The following is a 15,285-nucleotide window of genomic DNA, read 5'->3' on the forward strand; positions in this document are numbered from 1 at the left end:
CAACGCGGCGCTTTGAGCCTCCGTGGACGGTCGACCGTCCACGCCCCGCTCGTTCCTCGCGGGCCTGTGCGCGCTCTCTCTCGACAGCGGCGCGCCCCTTCGGCTCACTTGCCGGCGAATCGCAGGTGTGACGGCCGCTCGGTCCCGCTTCGGGCCGATACGGTCGAACCGTGTCACGGCCTGTTCGCCCCGACTTTCCCCTGGCCCCCTGGCCCATCGGTGTGCGCACCGCGATGCTTGCCGCCGACAGCGCTTGCTAGGCCATCCGCATCTGGTCTGGCCTAGGGGCGTAACCCAGCTCATTCCAGGAGAACTTGTGGGCCCAGGCATTGCCGGCAGGTCCGCCGTGCTGTTCGCGGCGGTGACCGCCCTGACGGCGGGGGCCATTTCCCCGTCCTTCGCCGATTCCGACCCCGACCCCCGTCCCTATTCGTCCGCCGAGGTACTGCGCCCCGTGGCGCCGCCGCCCGCGAGTGCCGCCGGCGGAGCGCCGAGAGCGGTCGCCGACGGCGACGGCATCGAAACGGCGCGCAGCTCGCGGCCGGTCGCCCCCGGCATCCGGCTCAGCTCGTACGACCGGCTCGAATCCGACAAGTGGCTGCGGGTCGACGCGCTCGACGTGAACCTCGAAGGCACCGGTGCGCGGGCCGACTACCTCTCGTCGGGCGCGGTCTCGGACCGCCGTACGGTCTCCGAACTCGCCGCGCGGCACAACGCCGGCCGGGGCCGGCGGACCGTCGCGGCGATCAACGCGGACTTCTTCGACATCAACCAGACGGGCGCGCCCGAGGGCCCCGGCGTCCAGGACGGCGCACTCGTCCAGTCGCCGGCCCCCGGTGCGAACCAGGCCGTCGGCCTCGGCCCGGGCGCTGCGGGGCGCATCCTGCGGCTCTACTTCGACGGCACCCTGACCCTGCCGTCGGGCCGGCTCCCGCTCGCCGGCTACAACGCGGCCAACGTGCCCGCCGGCGGCATCGGCGCGTACACGCAAGGGTGGGGGCAGGCCGACCGGGCGCTGACCGTGGACACCGCGACGCCCGTGGCCGAGGCGTTCGTACGGGACGGCGAGGTCGTGTCCGTGACCGGTGAGCCGGGCTCGGGGCCGATCGCGGACGGCACCACCGTCCTCGTCGGCCGCGAGGCGGGCGCCCAGGCGCTCGCCGCCCTGCGGCCCGGCGATCCGGTCTCGCTCGCCTACCGGCCGCGCACCGACAGCGGACCCGTACCCCGCACCGCGGTCGGCGGCCGTGAACTGCTCGTCGTGGACGGCGCGGCGCAGAGCCACGAGGGCGAGGGCAACAACACGGCGGCGCCCCGCACCGCCGTCGGGTTCTCCCGCGACGGCAGCACGATGCAGGTGCTCACCGTGGACGGGCGGCAGGCCGACAGCGCGGGGGTCACCCTCACCGAACTCGGCCTGATGATGAAGAAGGCCGGTTCGTACAGCGCGATCAACCTCGACGGCGGCGGCTCGTCCACCCTCGTCGCCCGTGAACCGGGCAGTGACGCCCTGCGGTTGGAGAACAGCCCGTCGGACGGGAGCGAGCGGACCGTACCCAACGGCCTCGCCCTCACGGCCCCGGACGGCAGCGGCCGGCTGAAGGGCTTCTGGGTCGGGACCGCCACCCCGGCCGGGGACGCGCCGACCGTCGACCCCGTCGCGGGCGGCCACCCCGAGCGGGTCTTCCCCGGGCTGTCCCGGCAGCTCACGGCCGCCGGGTACGACGAGACGTACGGACCGGCGGCCGGTGTCCCGCGCTGGGACACCGGCCGCTCCACGGTGGGCCGGGTCGACAGCCACGGTGTGTTCACCGCGCGGTCCGGCGGTACGACCGAGGTGCGTGCCGAGCGCGGACAGGCGCACGGCAGCACGGAGTTGACGGTGCTGGACAAGCTCGCCCGGATCCGGCCGACCACCCAGCGGGTCGGCCTCGCCGACGCCTCGGCGACCGGCACCTTCGGCATCGTCGGGCTCGACGCGCACGGCACCAGCGCGCCGGTCGAACCCCGTGACGTACGCCTGGACTACGACCGCTCGCTGTTCACCGTGAGCGACGACGGCGCGGGCTCGTTCACCGTCAAGTCCGTGACGGGCAGCGGCGCCGGGCAGATCACCGCGACGGCCGGCGGTGCGACGACCGTGCTCGCCGTCAGCGTCGGCCTCGACGAGCAGCCGGTGTCCGGCTTCGACGACGCGGCGTCCTGGACGTTCAGCCAGGCCAGGGCGAGCGGTTCGGTGGCGGCGGCGCCGGAGAGCCATACCGGCACCGGGCTCACGCTCTCCTACGACTTCACCCGGTCCACCGCGACCCGGGCCGCCTACGCGAGCCCGCCGCAGCAGATCGCCGTACCCGGCCAGCCGCAGTCCTTCAAGCTCTGGATCAAGGGCGACGGCCACGGCGCCTGGCCCACCCTGCATCTGAAGGACGCGGCAGGCACCGACCAGCTGCTGCGGGGCCCCTACATCACCTGGACCGGCTGGCAGCAGGTGACGTTCGCCGTGCCGCCGGGGGCGGCGACGCCGCTGAGTGTGTACCGCTTCTATCTCGCCGAGACCGCGGCAACCGCCCAGTACACCGGGGAGATCCAGATCGACGATCTGACGGCGCAGCTGCCGCCGACCGTCGACCTGCCCGAACAGCCGCGTGTCCCTGACCCGTTGATCGACTCCGCGGCGGGTACCGAGGCCAGGGACTGGCAGTTCGCCGTGATGTCCGACGCGCAGTTCGTCGCCCGCGACCCGGACAGCGCCATCGTGGCGCAGGCCCGGCGCACCCTGCGCGAGATCAAAGCCGCCCGGCCGGACTTCCTCGTGATCGACGGTGACCTGGTGGACGAGGGCTCGCCGGAGGATCTGGCCTTCGCCAGGAAGGTACTGACCGAGGAGCTGGGCGACTCGCTGCCCTGGTACTACGTGCCGGGCAACCACGAGGTGATGGGCGGCTCCGTCGCCAACTTCACGGCCGAATTCGGCCCGGCCCACCGGGTGTTCGACCACGCCGGGACCCGTTTCGTCACCCTCGACACCTCCAGCCTGACCCTGCGGGGCGGCGGCTTCGACCAGATCGCGGAGCTGCGGGCCCAACTGGACGCGGCGGCCCGGGACAACAGCGTCGGCTCGGTGATGCTGATCGAGCACGTACCGCCGCGTGACCCCACCGTGCAGAAGGCCAGCGAGCTGGGCGACCGGAAGGAGGCGGCCCTGGTCGAGCAGTGGCTGGCCGACTTCCGCAGGACGACGGGCAAGGGCGCGGGTCTGATCGGCGGCCATGTCGGTGTGTTCGACGCCTCGCACGTCGACGGGGTGCCGTATCTGATCAACGGCAACTCGGGCAAGGCGCCGTCGGCCCCGGTGGACGAGGGCGGCTTCACCGGCTGGTCGCTGGTCGGGGTGGACCACGTCTCGCGCGGCGAGCAGGCGGCGGCGCGGCTGTCCCCGTGGAAGGGCGGCCCTGACTGGGTCTCCGTCCAGACCCGTGCCCACACCGACGCGCTGGCACTGGACGCACCGCAGAGCCTCGCTCCCGGCGGGACGGCGCGGGTCGCGGCGACGGTCACTCAGGGCAGCAGGCAGGTGCCGGTCGCCTTCCCGATGAGCGCGGACTGGACCGGATCGCCGAATCTGCTCGTGGGCGACCGGTCGGCAGCCGCCCGTCGGCATACGGCGGTCTTCGACCCGGTGAGCGGCACCCTGACCGCGCTACGGCCGGGCACGGTCACGCTGGCCGTCACGGTCGACGGCGTGACCCGGCAGGCCCGCGTCCGGATCGCGGCGTCGGCGACGGGCGAGGTGGCACGGAGACCGGCCGCCTGAGCCGCGGTTCGCCACGGGCACCGTACGACGCGACCCGCTCGCGCCGTGCGGTGTCCGAGGAGTACCGGAGCCGCCTGGTGCGTTTGGTCCTACGCCCACATCTCCTGAACTCCACTGCCTACGGTGTGTCCATGAACAGACGTCCCCGCAGTGTGTCGAGCGCTCTCTGTCCGGAGGTGACCGTGCCGGGCGGCCTGGGAGGGGCGCTGGATCGCGAGGCGGCTCGCCGCGGGGACGGCGCCGAGCCGATGGATCCGGTTGAGGGGTTCGATCCCGCGGTCGCCGCTTGCTGCGCGCGTGGAGAGGCGCGGTTCGCTGTCTACGCGACCAACACCGACGAACGCGAGTTCCGTATCGAGATCTCCACACGCTCCGGCTGGCGGTGGGGTGCTTTCGGCAGCACCGATGACCTCGCCGTGGTCGCCGCCATTTTGCACGCCTGGCGTGACGGCGCGTCCACCGCCGAATTGCGAAGCGAGTGGACGTTGCTCGCGGCGACCCCGCTGGAGGCGGCACCCCCGGGAAGGGTGGTGTCGACGGCGTGGCGGCTGACCCTGGAACGCTCGCCGGTGATCAGGCTGGGCAACGCCGAACTGGCCGAGGCCCTGTATGCGCAGCCGGCCCTGCGCGTGTTCTTCCCGTTCCCGTCGCACGGCGGGTTCAGCCTGCTCAGCAATACCGAGGACCCGTTCCGCGAGGAGGTTCCGCGGGTGACTCCGACGGTGGACGGACGGTGGAACCGTGTCCTGACGCCACTGCGGATACCGGAACGGGTGCTCGGCAGCCGCCTCACCGCTCGCGAGGCCGCGGCACTGGTGGCCGCGAACATCCCCGCCGGCGCCGGCCCGGCCGTCGAGGGAGGGTGGCCGGGCGGCAGTACGGCCTGACCCGCGCCCGCGCGAATCTGACCCACCGACCGGCCTTCGTCACCCCGTGGCCCTTTCGCCGGGCAGCGCCGTCGGGAACGCCGTCGCCGTCAGCCGCTCCGACAGCGTCCACACCTCCCGGGCCAGCGCGTGGTCCTGTGCGACGACGCTGCGTCCGACGAGGGTCGGGCGGCCGCGCTGCTCGCCGCGCCCGTCGGGGCCGACGTACCCGGCGCCCGGGATCTCCTGTGTCGCGGCGAACAGCGCCGGCAGCGCGCCGTCCGGTCCGCTCTGTGCCATCAGCCGGCCGAGCGTCGCGGCCACGAGTGACATGGCGGGGCCCAGATGGCGGTTGAGGCCGGTGGTGGCGGCGCCGGGGTGGGCGGCCACCGCGAGCAGCGGGGAACCGGCCTCCGTCAGCCGTCGCTGCAACTCCAGTGTGAAGAGCAGATTGGCGAGCTTCGACTGTCCGTAGGCGGCGGACGCGCGGTAGGGGCGGTGCTCCCAGTTCGGGTCGTCGAGGTCGAAGGTCGCCCCCTTGTGCGCGTTCGAAGCGACGGTGACCACGCGGTCGGTGAGCTGGGACAGCAGCAGATTCGTCAGCGCGAAATGGCCCAGATGGTTGGTGCCCAGCTGGAGTTCGAAGCCGTCGGCGGTCCTGCGCAGCGGCACGTTGGCGACGCCCGCGTTGTTGACGAGGATGTCGACCGGGCGGTCCCACGCCGTCGCGAACCGGCGGACCGAGGCGAGGTCGGCGAGATCGAGGGAGCGCACCTCGGTGCTGCCGTCGATCTCGGCGCTCGCCCGCAGCGCGGCGTCGACACCTCGCACGGCCAGGACGACATGGGCGCCGGCGCCCGCGAAGGCGCGCGCGGTCTCCAGTCCGAGCCCGCCGCCGGCGCCGGTGACGATCACGGTACGTCCGGTCTGCGGCGGCAGATCGGCCAGATGCCAGGGAGTGTGTGCCGTAGTGCTCATGTCTCCAATGTAGGCAATGAAAACATTGTAGTCAACGACAACATCGCGATAGGGTCTCCACGTGACCTCCCCTCGGCCCTACCACCACGGCGACCTGCGCACCGCTCTGCTGCGCCAGGCGGAGCAGACATTGGCCGCCCACGGCGTCGAGGGGCTTTCGCTGCGCGAACTCGCCCGTGACGTGGGAGTCAGCCACGGCGCGCCGCGCCGGCACTTCGCCGACAAGAGGGCCCTGCTGGACGCCCTCGCCGAAGAGGGCTATGACCGGCTCGGCCGGCGGCTGGACGCGGCGCTCGCCGGGGCGACGGGCGACATCACGGCGCGGCTGGTCACGTTCGCGCAGGCGTATGTGACCTTCGCCGTGGAGCACCGGGCGCTCATCGGGCTGATGCACACGCCCAAGGACGGCTGGGACGAGCGGCTGCGGGCCGCCAACGACCGTGCCTTCGCCGCGCCGGTCGCGCTGCTCGCCGAGGCGCGGGAGCGGGGGGACATCGACGCCGACACCACCGGCCGGGTCGACATGACGGTCCTCGCCGTGCTCCAGGGGCTGACGGTGCTCGTCGCCACCGGCACGGCGGGCGACAGGCCGCTCGACACACTGGTGTCGGACACGGTCCGTACGCTGGTCGAGGGTCTTCGCCCGCGCTGAGCCGCCCGACGCCCGAACGGCCCCGCCCGGCGGCTGCTAGAGCGGTGGCAGCCGCAGTGGGCCGCTTCCGATGTCACGGATCACCCGGAAGCCCCCGACAGGATGTCCTTCCGGGTCCGCCGTGACGGCGACCGCGTGATCGCCCATGCAGAGCCGGCCGTCCGCCCTCGGCCCGTCGCAGAACAGCACGTACCCCCTCAGCCGGTCGACCGTGCCGGGCTCCAGCTGCCAGATGCCGTGGTACGTGCTGACCTCGGCGCGCGGATACGTACGGCGCAGCCGGTCGCCGACCTCCCTCTGGACCGTGTCGCCGAACGCCTTCTCGTACGTGTACGGCCGGGTGATCACTGCCGTGCCCGAGTCCGGGTCGACCTCGCCGTCCCGTACCGGGTAGGTCGCCGTGTAATAAGGGCGCTTCGACAGCGCGGTGAGCAGTTTGCCGTCGGTCAGCCGCATCATCGTCGGCCAGGACGGGTGCCCTGCGGGCAGCCGCGCGGCGACCGCCGGGGACACCAGGTGCACCGACACCGACGTCACCGCTGTCGCGCCGCCGTTCTCGTCCCGGCCGGGTGCCCAGGCCCGTACGCAGGCGCCTGCCTCGGCGAGCACCCGGGTCACGGTGCTGCCGGTCGGCGAAGCGGCGACCCAGACCCGGCCGAGGCCCGGGTCCACGGCGAGCGCCGGATACCCGCACGCGGCGAACGACGACGTGATCCGGCGCAGCGCCACGGCCTGCGCCCTGCCCTCCTCGACCGCCCGGTCCAGCGCGCCGGCGCAGTCCTTTCCCTCGCAGCTCCCGGCGTGCGCGTCGATCCGCAGCCGGACCACCGCGTCGGGGTCGTCGGCCACGGCGAAACTCACCTCGGACCCCGCCGCCTGCGGAAACAGCGTCCGCACCGCGACCACGTCCAGGACGCCCGGATACCGGCGGTCCGCGAGTTCGGCGGCGTGCCTGCGGTCGCCCCCGGTGCCCAGCACGCCGCATCCGCCGACCAGCAGGGCCAGCGTGAGCGCGCCCAGCCGCGCCCCCACCCGCCGTCCCCGGTGCGACCTCGCCCCTGATCCCCCCATGGTGCCCGCCCCTCCCCGCCGCCCCCGGCTCTCGTCCGTCGTGACGATAGAAGGCGGCAGGGGCGGTGCGGATGAGTACGACTACTCAACAACGCCCGCCGTCGAGCGCCCGAGGAAGGTGAGCGGCCCCGGGTCGGGCACCGGAATCACCTGGAACCCCAGCCGGTCGTAGAAGGCGCGGGCGGCGGTGTTGGCGCTCACCATCGACAGATGGACGGCGCCCACCCCCTTGTCGTGGAGGGCGCGCAGGAACGCGTTCATCAGTGCGCGGCCGTGACCCTTGCGCTGCCAGTCAGGCAGCAGATCGATGTGCAGGTGCGCGGGGTAGCCGGCCAGCTCGGGCAGGATCATCCGCTCGGGCGTGTGCAGCAGGACCGCCATCTCCTCGCTCGGCGTGGAGGGCGCACCGGCGGGCCGTGGGTAGCGGTCGGCCACCGTCGGCAGCCAGCGCTCGCGGAAGGCGCCGACGAAGGCGGTGGTGTCCGCCGTCCCGAGGACATAGCCGACGGCCCGGCCACCGCCGTCGTCCAGCACGAAGGTCAGGTCGGGTTCGAGCACCGCGTACGGCGCGGCGAAGATGCTCGGCATCAGATCCGGGTCCGGATAGAGGTGCCGGGAGTCGCCGCCTTCGTGAGCGGTGCGTACGCAGATGTCGTGGAGCGCTGCCCGGTCGGTGGGCCGGTAGGCCCTGACCGTGGCTGAGGTGATGGGCATGCCAGGCATCGTGCCCGAACCGGGAGCGCTCCCACAACTGTGTTCCGCCCCTTGTCAGGCGACGGCGGGCACCCGGTCGAGGAAGCCGAGCACACTGACGATCCGGCCGTCGGCGGCCAGCGTGACGACGTCGGAGCCCGCCACCGGCGCCGCGCCGTCGGCGAGCGAGACCAGCTCCCAGCTGAAGCGCGCCGTGTCGTGATGGCCGTCCACGGCGCCGGTCAGCCGGAACGCGTGACCGGGGAACTGCGCCTGCGCCCCGCCGATCAGCTCGGCGATGGGGCCGTGGCCGGTGACCTCGGCGAGCGGGTCGACGTATCCGCCGTCCTCGTGCCACGCGGCACCCACCGCCGTGGCGCGCGCCGCATCGGACGTCGCGTTCCAGGCCTCGAAGTAGCGGGCGACGGCGGTCTCGTAACGGTTAACCGACATGGAAATCAGCCTCCAACGGCATCGATAAGGGATGGCGGATCGGATCACCGGGGATCGGCCGGAGTGCGCCGGTCGATCCCCGGTGACCGCAACGATGCCGGGCCCGGCCGCACCGGTCGATTACGTCACGGGTAATGGCATCGCGCCCGCCGCCCGCCCGCGCCGTTGCCGCCCCCGGCGGATCGCCCTTAGCGGGGGTAGCCTGCTGAGTACCCAAGTACGTGGGGCTGTGACATGGCACGTATCCAGGTATTCCGAGCGGGCCACGACCACGTGGCGAGACCTCTGCCGCCGGGGGCCTGGGTGAGCCGTGCCGCGGCGATCCTGCCGTTCGTCTTCACCGCGGTGGTCAGTGTGATCGCCGTCGCCGCGGGGCCCGGCCTGCGCTGGCTCTCGATGCTCGCCGCCGCGCCGTCCCTGGCAGCCGCCCGGCACGGACCGCGTACGGTCGTCGCCTTCGGCGTCTTCTCGATCGTCCTCGGCGTCCTGCTCGGCGAGCGCAGCGGCTCACCCAGTGTGGCGTTCCAGGCGCCCGTGCTCTCCGGCGTCGCCGTGGTCACGGTGGTGAGCGCCTGGCTGAGCGCGCTGCGCCAGCGCCGCGAGCGGGAACTGGTCGCGGTCCGATCGGTCGCGGAGGCGGCCCAGGAAGCCATTCTCGCGCCGGTGCCCGAAGAGGTCGGGCCGCTGCGGCTCTCCGTGCACTACACGGCGGCCGCCACCGAGGCCACTGTGGGCGGCGACCTCTACGGCGTGGTCCAGACGCCCTACGGGCCGCGCGCCCTGGTGGCCGACGTACGGGGCAAGGGGCTCCAGGCGGTCAGTACGGCCGCCCTGGTCCTCGGAGTGTTCCGGGAGGCCGCGTACGACGAACCCGACCTGCTCCGAGTCGTACAGCGGATGGAGCACAGTCTCCGGCGCAATCTGGAGGGGGACGACTTCGTCACGGCGGTCCTGACCGGCTTCCCCTGTCCCGGACAGCTCCAGATCGTCAACTGCGGCCATGTACTGCCCCTGCTGGTGCACCGGCGGACCGTGTGCGCCCTGGAACCCAGCTCGCCCGTACCGCCGCTGGGGCTCCTGGACCTCGCTGACGCCGAGCCCACCCTGGACACCGTCGACTTCGCGCCGGGGGACCGGCTGCTCCTCTACACGGACGGTGTGACGGAGGCGCGCGACGACACGGGCACGTTCTTCCCGCTCGACGAGCAGCTCCAGAAGCACTGCGCCGACCCGTTCGACAGCACACTGGACGTGCTGCACGAAGAACTGCTCCAGCACAACGGCGGCCGTCTCGACGACGACGCAGCCCTGCTGCTCATCGAGCGTCCGGGAGTGTGAACACCACCCGCGTGCCGGGGGAGTGTTCCTGGTCGATGCCGATGACACCGCCGTGGTACTCCACGATCTTCTTGCACAGCGCCAGACCGATGCCGTTGCCGGTGTACTGCTCCCGGGTGTGCAGCCGCTGGAAGATGACGAAGACCCGCTCCCGGTACTCCTCCTCGATCCCGATGCCGTTGTCCGACACGGAGAACTCCCAGCTCTCCCCGGTACGGCGCGCACCCACATGGACCACCGGAGACCGGTCGGGGGAGCGGAACTTGACCGCGTTGCCGATCAGGTTCTGCAGCAGCATGCCGAGTTGGGTCGGTTCGCCGTGCACGGTCGGCAGCGGGTCATGGGTGACGACGGTGCCGGACTCCTCGATCGCCATGCCGAGCGAGTCGACGGTACGGTCGAACAGCGCCGCCAGGTCGACGGCGACGTGATCGGTGAGCAGCCTGCCCACCCGGGAGAACGCCAGCAGATCGTTGATCAGGCCCTGCATACGGTTGGCGCCGTCCACGGCGAAGGCGATGTACTGCCGGGCCCGGTCGTCGAGTTGGGCCCCGTACCGCCGCTCCAGCAGCTGGCAGAAGCTGGCCACCTTCCGCAGCGGCTCCTGGAGGTCGTGGGACGCGACGTAGGCGAACTGTTCCAGTTCGGAGTTGGACCGGCGCAGTTCGTCGGTCTGCTCGCTGAGATGGTGCTGCGCCTCGTCGCTGAAGGCCAGTTCGTCGGCGAGCCTGCGGCGCATGGACTCGACGTCCCGCGCGAGCAGCCGCAGATCGGCGGGGCCCGACTCGGTGACCGGATGGTCGAAGTCACCGCCGGCCACCAGGCGGACCTCGGCCGACAGCCGGTCCACATGGGTGGTCACGCCCCTGCGCAGCCCGACGAAGACCAGACCGGTGAGCGCGAGGATGACCGCGGCGATGGCGAGGAAGGTCCAGTTGCGCAGGGACCGGGCGTCCTCCAGATCGCCGCGCGCCTCGACCCGTTCGGCCTGCAGATGCCGCTGCTGGGTGGCGAGCGCGGCGCGGACCGTGTCGAAGGCCTGCTTGCCCCCCTCGGCGCGCTCGGTGGCCACCTTCACCGGATCGGCGGCCGTGGCGACGGGCTCGGCGACCAGGGCCTGCCAGCGCGCCGCGTAGCGGTGCACGGCGGCCAGATCGGCCGCGGCCGCGGTGTCGTCACCGTCGAGCGCCGTGAGCTGGCGCTCCGCCGTGCGCTGCTGGGCGAGCCCGTCGCGGTAGGGCGTGAGGAAGTCGGCCCGGCCCGTCATGCCGTAGCCGCGGATGCCCGTCTCCTGGTTCACCAGCGCGCTCTCCAGCCGCACCGAGGTGATCAGGGCGGGTGAACTCCGTTCGACCAGACGGTTGTTGATCGTCGAGGAGTGCGCGAAGATCCACGCGCCGCAGACCCCGAGCACCAGGAGCACCGACAGCGCGGCGCTCGCGCCGACACTCAGCCAGCGCCGGGTGGTCCACCCGGTGGGTCCCGGCGCTGGCCGGGGCGCGCGCTCGGCGACGGCCGGGGACGTGGCCTGGACTTCTACGGTGCCCACTGCGCTTCTCTTCTCCAGGTATGACGGATACCGGCCGTGATCCGGGCGGCTCCCGTGATCCGGACCGCTCCGGCGGCACAGCGTACCGTCGTCCGACAACGTTTGTTGTCACGGGGGCGTATCGCCCGTAGGGTACGGGCATGGCCCGCGACCTCACCGTTCGTCCTGACCACGACGAGCTGACCGCATCCGCCGAGAGAGCCGTGACCGAGCTCGCCCGGCGGCTGGCCGAAGAAGGCGGACCGCTCGGCCGGCTCCGCGTCCTCGCCTATCTCGACCGGGCCGTCGAGCGCTGCGCCAGAGAGGAAGCGGCCGAGGCCGTGCGGGCGGGCGCGGGCTATCCGCAGCTCGGCACCGCCTGGGGCATCAGCAGGCAGGGGGCCCGCAGACGCTGGCCCGGTCTGGTCTTCACCGCACAACCCGCCACCCGTCCACTGCCCGTCCCCGACAGCAGGAGCCCCGCCATGAACGCCTACGCCCCCGACCGTCCGTACACCGTGCTCCTCGTGGACGACGATCCGGCGGACGCGATGCTGATCGAGGACGCCCTGGTCGAACGCGGCATGGCCCGCACCATCGCCCGCGCCGACGACGGGGTGGCCGCGCTCGAATACCTCCGTGACCCGGCGAACGCGCGCCCCGACCTGATCGTCCTCGATCTCAACATGCCCCGGATGAACGGCAGGGAGCTGCTCGCCGTCCTGAAGGACGATCCGCTGCTCGGCAGCATCCCGGTGGTGGTGCTCACCACGTCGGCCGCCCCTGACGACATCGAGGACGCCTACCGGCAGCACGCCAACGCGTATGTCACCAAGCCGGTCAACCTCGACGAGTTCATCGACTCGGTCCAGGGCATCGACGCGTTCTTCCTCGACACGGCGGCGCCTTCGCCCCGCCCGAAGGACCAGCGCTGAAGGGGGACACGACCTCGGACCGGTCCGCTCACCGCGGGGGTACGCGCGAGCCGAGCAACTCCGCCACCAGCGCGCCGACCTGGCCGGTCTCCACGAGGAAGCCGTCGTGTCCGTACGGCGAGCGGACCACCCGCAGCCGCCCCGCGCCGGGTATCTGCTCGGCCAGGGCGGCTTGTTGGGCGAGCGGGTAGAGCCGGTCGGAGTCGACGCCGGCGATCAGCGCGGGCATCGTGACCCGGCGCAGCGCCGCCGGCACACCGCCGCGGCCCCGGCCGATGTCATGGCCGTTCATCGCCTCCGTGAGCACCACATAGCTGCCTGCGTCGAAGCGGCGCACCAGCTTCGCCGCGTGATGGTCGAGATACGACTCCACCTGGTAACGCCCGCCCCGCCAGGGGTCCTCACCCGGCTGCGGGGCGCCGCCGAACCGGGCGGCCAGTTCCGCCTCGCTGCGGTACGTCACATGCGCGACGCGCCGGGCGAGACCGAGACCGGCCTGCGGCCCCTCACCGGCCGGGGCGTCGTGGTAGTCACCGCCCCGCCAGCCGGGGTCCGACCGGATCGCGGCCAACTGCACCGCGCCCCAGGCGATCTGGTCGGCCGAGGCGGCCGCCGGGCACGCCAGGACCAGCAGTGACCCCGTACGCTCCGGGCGGCTCACCGCCCATTCCAGCGCGCGCATGCCCCCCATGGAGCCGCCGATGACGGCGGCCCACCGGCTGATGCCCAGCGCGTCGGCGAGCCCCGCCTCTGCGGCCACCTGGTCGCGCTGGGTCAGATACGGGAAGGAGCCGCCCCAGCGGCCGCCGCCGGGCCGCGGCGAAGCGGGTCCGGTACTGCCCTGGCAGCCGCCCAGCACATTGGGGGCGACCACGAACCACCGGTCCGTGTCGAGTGGTCGGCCCGGACCGACCAGCGCGTCCCACCAGCCGTCCGTGGGATGCCCGGGTCCTGCGGGGCCCGCGAGATGGCTGTCGCCGGTCAGCGCGTGCAGGACCAGCACCGCGTTCGACCGGTCAGGGGCGAGTTCGCCCCACGTCTCGTAGGCGAGCCGTACCCCGGGAAGCAGCCCGCCCGCCTCCAGCGGCAGCGGATCCGGCAGGCTCACCCAAGCCCGGCGGCCCGGCGGATCCCCCTCCTGCCAGGCCCCGCTGGCCGGCGGCCGTGGCAGGGGGAGGGTGCCCGGTGCTGACTCCGCTTTCAGGACGCCGCCTTGGCCGCCCGGAACCCCGACTCCAGATCGGCCTTGAGGTCGTCCACGCTCTCCAGACCCACCGACAGCCGGACCAGACCGGGTGAGGTCCCCGTCGCGGTCAACTGCTCCTCGTCCAGCTGGCTGTGGGTCGTCGAGGCCGGATGGATGATCAGGCTGCGCACATCGCCGATGTTGGCGAGATGGCTGAACAGCTCGACGGCGTCGACGAACCGCTTGCCCGCCTCCACCCCGTCCCGCAGCTCGAACGCGAGGACGGCGCCCGCGCCGCGCGGCAGATAGCGCTGCCCCGCCTCGTACCAGCGGTTGGACTCAAGCCCGGGGTAATGGACGGCGGAGACCTCGTCGCGCTGCTCCAGCCACTGCGCCAGGGCAAGGGCGTTGGCGGTGTGCCGCTCCACGCGCAGACTCAGCGTCTCGACACCCTGCAGCAGCAGGAACGCCGAGTGCGGGGAGAGCGCGGGGCCGATGTCGCGCAGCAGTTGGACGCGGAGCTTCACCGCGAAGGCGCCGGGCCCGAGGTCGGGCCAGTAGCGCAGCCCGTGGTAACTCGGGTCGGGGGAGTGGAAGTCGGCGAAGCGCTCGGCGTGCGCGCCGAAGTCGAAGGTGCCGCCGTCCACGACCACACCGCCGATGGTCGTGCCGTGCCCGCCGAGGAACTTGGTCGCCGAGTGGACGACGATGTCGGCGCCGTGCTCGATCGGCCGCAGCAGGAACGGGGTCGGCACGGTGTTGTCGACGATCAGCGGCAGGCCGGCGTCGTGCGCCGCGTCCGCCACGGCCCGTACGTCGAGGACGTTGCCCCGGGGATTGCCCAGCGTCTCGGCGAACAGCGCCTTGGTGTTGGGCCGGACGGCGGCGCGCCAGGCGTCGATGTCGTCCGGGTCGTCGACGAAGGACACCTCGATGCCGAAGCGGGGCAGTGTGTGGCGCAGCAGGTTGTACGTGCCGCCGTACAGGGACGTGCTGGAGACGATGTGGTCACCGGCGCGGGCCAGGGTGAGGATCGCCAGCGTCTCGGCCGCCTGGCCCGAGGCGACGGCGACAGCGGCGACCCCGCCCTCCAGGGCGGCGATCCGCTGCTCCAGGACATCCTGGGTCGGGTTGTGGATCCGGGTGTAGATGTTGCCCGGTTCGGCGAGGGAGAACAGGTCCGCCGCGTGCTGGGTGTCCTTGAAGACGAACGACGTGGTCTGGTAGATCGGCACCGCGCGGGCCCCGGTCGTCGGGTCGGGCTCGGCGCCCGCGTGGATCTGCTTGGTCTCGAAGGACCACTTGGCGAAGTCGGCGGGCTGGCTCATGTGCAGGACGGTAGAAGTCGCCCGGGAGCGGCGAAAGGCCGCGGCCGGTATGGCCATGAATCCGCAATGCGGCCGCAACACATGTCTGGATCGTTTCGTCTGCGGCCCGATCCTGAACAATCCTTGACCGGTTCCGGCCACGGTGCCATGCTCCTGCCCATGTCGCGGACCGTTGTTCTGACACACCGCCGTGTGGTCGACCACATGCTGGTCACCAGCACCGCCTGTCACACCCACTGACGTATCTCCCGTCCCCCGAACTCTGCGGTGGGGGACGGCACTTCCTGTCCGAAACCCGTCGAGCCCCCTGTCGTGACCGCGGGGCTCCGGGACTCTGCCGCGCCCGCACCCCGGGCTGCCACCACCTCTGAGGCCGCCGTCGGCCGTGCGCGACGACGCGCGTGGTTTGCGGTGTGCCGCTCCGCCGTACCGTTCCGGGAGTT

General features: G+C 72.5%; 12 protein-coding genes. 5 read left to right on the forward strand and 7 right to left on the reverse strand.

The genetic code is table 11. The features are described 5' to 3' along the window. Nucleotides 1-316 precede the first annotated feature (316 nt). Together OHS57_RS34775 and OHS57_RS34780 are read left to right on the forward strand one after the other, a co-directional pair. On the forward strand, nucleotides 317-3,814 hold the full coding sequence (locus OHS57_RS34775; RefSeq protein WP_328584528.1) for a phosphodiester glycosidase family protein: 3,498 nt from the start codon (nucleotides 317-319) through the stop codon (nucleotides 3,812-3,814). 176 nt (nucleotides 3,815-3,990) lie between these two features. Next, the gene (locus OHS57_RS34780) at nucleotides 3,991-4,701 is read left to right on the forward strand and encodes a DUF6193 family natural product biosynthesis protein (RefSeq protein ID WP_328584529.1); all 711 of its coding nucleotides are present in this window, start codon (nucleotides 3,991-3,993) and stop codon (nucleotides 4,699-4,701) included. A gap of 39 nt (nucleotides 4,702-4,740) precedes the next feature. Here OHS57_RS34780 and OHS57_RS34785 read toward each other — a convergent pair whose 3' ends face one another. Further along, the gene (locus tag OHS57_RS34785; RefSeq protein WP_328584530.1) at nucleotides 4,741-5,658 is read right to left on the reverse strand and encodes an oxidoreductase; all 918 of its coding nucleotides are present in this window, start codon (nucleotides 5,656-5,658) and stop codon (nucleotides 4,741-4,743) included. Between the two features lie 61 nt (nucleotides 5,659-5,719). Here OHS57_RS34785 and OHS57_RS34790 point away from each other — a divergent pair, with 61 nt between their 5' ends. Next, on the forward strand, nucleotides 5,720-6,310 hold the full coding sequence (locus OHS57_RS34790) for a TetR/AcrR family transcriptional regulator (protein WP_328584531.1): 591 nt from the start codon (nucleotides 5,720-5,722) through the stop codon (nucleotides 6,308-6,310). Between the two features lie 36 nt (nucleotides 6,311-6,346). Here the strand turns inward: OHS57_RS34790 and OHS57_RS34795 are convergent, their stop codons facing one another. The 3 genes from OHS57_RS34795 to OHS57_RS34805 form a co-directional block, all read right to left on the reverse strand. Further along, the gene (locus OHS57_RS34795; protein WP_328584532.1) at nucleotides 6,347-7,381 is read right to left on the reverse strand and encodes an SCO7460 family lipoprotein; all 1,035 of its coding nucleotides are present in this window, start codon (nucleotides 7,379-7,381) and stop codon (nucleotides 6,347-6,349) included. Between the two features lie 81 nt (nucleotides 7,382-7,462). After that, nucleotides 7,463-8,095 (reverse strand): GNAT family N-acetyltransferase, encoded by a 633-nt coding sequence (locus OHS57_RS34800; RefSeq protein ID WP_041994486.1) that lies wholly within the window; start codon nucleotides 8,093-8,095, stop codon nucleotides 7,463-7,465. A gap of 54 nt (nucleotides 8,096-8,149) precedes the next feature. Beyond that, on the reverse strand, nucleotides 8,150-8,527 hold the full coding sequence (locus OHS57_RS34805) for a nuclear transport factor 2 family protein (protein ID WP_443043018.1): 378 nt from the start codon (nucleotides 8,525-8,527) through the stop codon (nucleotides 8,150-8,152). A gap of 303 nt (nucleotides 8,528-8,830) precedes the next feature. On the opposite strand from OHS57_RS34805, the gene OHS57_RS34810 reads away from it, so the two are divergent. Beyond that, the gene (locus OHS57_RS34810) at nucleotides 8,831-9,865 is read left to right on the forward strand and encodes a PP2C family protein-serine/threonine phosphatase (protein ID WP_328584533.1); all 1,035 of its coding nucleotides are present in this window, start codon (nucleotides 8,831-8,833) and stop codon (nucleotides 9,863-9,865) included. Here OHS57_RS34810 and OHS57_RS34815 read toward each other — a convergent pair. Next, nucleotides 9,843-11,414 (reverse strand): sensor histidine kinase, encoded by a 1,572-nt coding sequence (locus tag OHS57_RS34815; protein WP_328584534.1) that lies wholly within the window; start codon nucleotides 11,412-11,414, stop codon nucleotides 9,843-9,845. The two genes, OHS57_RS34810 and OHS57_RS34815, sit on opposite strands and share 23 nt — an antisense overlap. A gap of 140 nt (nucleotides 11,415-11,554) precedes the next feature. Here OHS57_RS34815 and OHS57_RS34820 point away from each other — a divergent pair, with 140 nt between their 5' ends. Further along, nucleotides 11,555-12,328, forward strand: coding sequence for a response regulator (locus OHS57_RS34820; RefSeq protein WP_328584535.1), 774 nt, complete (start codon nucleotides 11,555-11,557; stop codon nucleotides 12,326-12,328). 28 nt (nucleotides 12,329-12,356) lie between these two features. On the opposite strand, the gene metX is transcribed toward OHS57_RS34820, so the two are convergent. Both metX and OHS57_RS34830 read right to left on the reverse strand, forming a co-directional pair. After that, the gene (gene metX / locus OHS57_RS34825; protein ID WP_443043119.1) at nucleotides 12,357-13,499 is read right to left on the reverse strand and encodes a homoserine O-acetyltransferase MetX; all 1,143 of its coding nucleotides are present in this window, start codon (nucleotides 13,497-13,499) and stop codon (nucleotides 12,357-12,359) included. A 29-nt stretch (nucleotides 13,500-13,528) separates the two neighbouring features. Then, complete coding sequence (locus tag OHS57_RS34830; RefSeq protein WP_328584536.1) at nucleotides 13,529-14,842, reverse strand: bifunctional o-acetylhomoserine/o-acetylserine sulfhydrylase; 1,314 nt, start codon at nucleotides 14,840-14,842, stop codon at nucleotides 13,529-13,531. Nucleotides 14,843-15,285 lie beyond the last annotated feature (443 nt).

It is taken from the genome of Streptomyces sp. NBC_00370, from assembly GCF_036084755.1.
Classification (GTDB): Bacteria; Actinomycetota; Actinomycetes; order Streptomycetales; family Streptomycetaceae; genus Streptomyces.

Bases quoted from the DNA above. Each gene is read 5' to 3' on its own strand.
- OHS57_RS34785 (WP_328584530.1), bottom strand. From the start codon at position 5,658: ATGAGCACTACGGCACACACTCCCTGGCATCTGGCCGATCTGCCGCCG.
- OHS57_RS34795 (WP_328584532.1), bottom strand. From the start codon at position 7,381: ATGGGGGGATCAGGGGCGAGGTCGCACCGGGGACGGCGGGTGGGGGCG.
- OHS57_RS34800 (WP_041994486.1), bottom strand. From the start codon at position 8,095: ATGCCCATCACCTCAGCCACGGTCAGGGCCTACCGGCCCACCGACCGG.
- OHS57_RS34805 (WP_443043018.1), bottom strand. From the start codon at position 8,527: ATGTCGGTTAACCGTTACGAGACCGCCGTCGCCCGCTACTTCGAGGCC.
- OHS57_RS34820 (WP_328584535.1), top strand. From the start codon at position 11,555: ATGGCCCGCGACCTCACCGTTCGTCCTGACCACGACGAGCTGACCGCA.
- OHS57_RS34830 (WP_328584536.1), bottom strand. From the start codon at position 14,842: ATGAGCCAGCCCGCCGACTTCGCCAAGTGGTCCTTCGAGACCAAGCAG.